This is a genomic window from Blautia wexlerae (assembly GCF_013300825.1).
Taxonomy (GTDB): Bacteria; Bacillota; Clostridia; order Lachnospirales; family Lachnospiraceae; genus Blautia_A; species Blautia_A wexlerae_B.
Genome location: NZ_JAAIMY010000072.1, coordinates 1 through 1,800 on the forward strand (window position 1 = coordinate 1; position 1,800 = coordinate 1,800).

A 1,800-nucleotide genomic window follows, 5' to 3' on the forward strand; every position below is an offset into this window, starting at 1 on the left:
ACCAAGAACGGATTCCACCGCACCGCCAACCTGACAGAGCCTATGGGTTCGTTTTTTACTTTCTTCGGCTTTCTTTCGTTTCAGAAGTTCTTTCTTCTGTGCTGCATATCGTTTTGCTTTTTCAAGGCTTTCCTGTTCCTTCTTTTCCATTTCAAGCATTCGTTCTTCATAACTTTTTGTTGATTTTGCCATGATTACATTCCCCTTTCTTTTGCAAACATAAGTTCTCGGTTGCGTATCAGAAGAAGCACATGGTATAATCTTCTTGCGTGTAGGTATATCATGGCTTCGGTCTGATAGAACCTTTGGCGGTTTCTTTGGAAGCCGCCTTTTTAATTTGCCGCAGTTCTTGTTACGGCTTTTACATTTCCTCTATCCCTCAAATCACGACCTTCATTAGCTTCCATAAACATTTCCAGAATATCGGTTTTAATCAGGACTTTGCGACCAACCTTTAATACCGGAAGTTTCTTCCATTCTACAAGCTGTCTTAAGGTGTTTCTGCCGATTCCCGTATAGTCAGCAGCTTCTTCGATGGATAATGCAATTTTTCTTTGCGTCATATAATCACCTCCTTATAAATTGCATTATGCAATTCTTGTGATGTAAGTATATCCTTTTCATATCTTTTTGTCAAGCGTTACGAAATATTAAAAACAAACCTTATATTGCATATTGCAATTTTGGAAAAGCAATGCTATAATTCATACATACCGAAAAAGGAGGCAGTCAGCATGAAAGATAAAGAACTACGCAAGCTGATAGGCAGCAGAGTAAAACAGCGCCGTCTGGAATTGAATCTGACACAGCCTTATGTCGCAGAAAAGATGGGGGTTACCGCTTCTACAATCCTGCGTTATGAGAATGGTTCGATTGACAATACGAAAAAAATGGTGCTGGAAGGTCTTTCGGAAGCACTTCATGTATCTGTGGAATGGCTCAAAGGGGAAACAGATGAATATGAAACCGACATTACGGATAAGAGAGAGTTACAGATTCGTGATGCGATGGGAGATATTCTGGAACAGTTACCGCTTGCCCTTACCAAAGAAGAAGATGCTTTTTCAAAAGATTTATTACTGCTGATGTTAAAACAATATGGTCTGTTTTTGGATTCCTTTCAGTTCGCCTGCAAAAACTTCAAGGGGAATGATGGTCAGACGGATATTGCCAAAACAATAGGGTTTGAATCGAATGATGAATATAATGAGATTATGTTCTTAAGGGAAATCACTCCTACCATCAATGCTTTTAATGAGATGGCAGACGTTGTAAGGCTCTATTCCAAGAAACCAAAAACAGCAGAACAAAGGCTTGCAAATCTTTTATCAGAAGTCTTATACGAAGATTCCGAATCGGTATAGTAAGACAACCGGAGTTATGATATACTTACACGCACGAAGCATTTCATCAGTTCCGATTGTCTAATATCGAAAGGAGACATACGATTATGGCAAAAGGATCTGTAAGAAAAAAAGGAAAGAAATGGTACTACCGCTTCTATGTAGAGGACGCAAGCGGCAATCTTGTTCAGAAAGAATGCGTTGGAACAGAAAGCAAAAGTGAAACTGAAAAGCTGCTCCGTCAGGCAATGGATGATTATGAGAAAAAGAAATTTGTTGCCAAAGCGGAAAATCTCACAGTCGGACAACTTTTAGATGTGTGGGCAGAGGAGGAATTAAAAACAAGTACGCTCAGCAATGGTACGGTGGAGAATTACCTCGGAACAATACGAAATATTAAGAAACATCCGCTGGCAGAACGGAAATTAAAAAATGTAACCTCTGAGCATTTGCAATC

Annotated in this window: 2 protein-coding genes and 2 pseudogenes; 2 read left to right on the forward strand and 2 right to left on the reverse strand. The window is 39.4% G+C overall.

Annotated features, from left to right (window positions below; all coding sequences use genetic code 11):
* Both G4417_RS16395 and G4417_RS16400 read right to left on the reverse strand, forming a co-directional pair.
* A pseudogene (locus G4417_RS16395) lies at positions 1 to 192 on the reverse strand (relaxasome subunit MobC); the annotation flags it as partial.
* A gap of 140 nt (positions 193 to 332) precedes the next feature.
* On the reverse strand, positions 333 to 563 hold the full coding sequence (locus G4417_RS16400; protein WP_004843519.1) for a helix-turn-helix domain-containing protein: 231 nt from the start codon (positions 561 to 563) through the stop codon (positions 333 to 335).
* A gap of 171 nt (positions 564 to 734) precedes the next feature.
* On the opposite strand from G4417_RS16400, the gene G4417_RS16405 reads away from it, so the two are divergent.
* Both G4417_RS16405 and G4417_RS16410 read left to right on the forward strand, forming a co-directional pair.
* The gene (locus G4417_RS16405) at positions 735 to 1,364 is read left to right on the forward strand and encodes a helix-turn-helix domain-containing protein (protein WP_005423725.1); all 630 of its coding nucleotides are present in this window, start codon (positions 735 to 737) and stop codon (positions 1,362 to 1,364) included.
* Positions 1,365 to 1,450: 86 nt separating this feature from the next.
* Positions 1,451 to 1,800 (forward strand): annotated as a pseudogene (locus G4417_RS16410) (site-specific integrase); the annotation flags it as partial.

Bases quoted from the DNA above. Each gene is read 5' to 3' on its own strand.
- G4417_RS16405 (WP_005423725.1), top strand. From the start codon at position 735: ATGAAAGATAAAGAACTACGCAAGCTGATAGGCAGCAGAGTAAAACAG.
- G4417_RS16400 (WP_004843519.1), bottom strand. From the start codon at position 563: ATGACGCAAAGAAAAATTGCATTATCCATCGAAGAAGCTGCTGACTAT.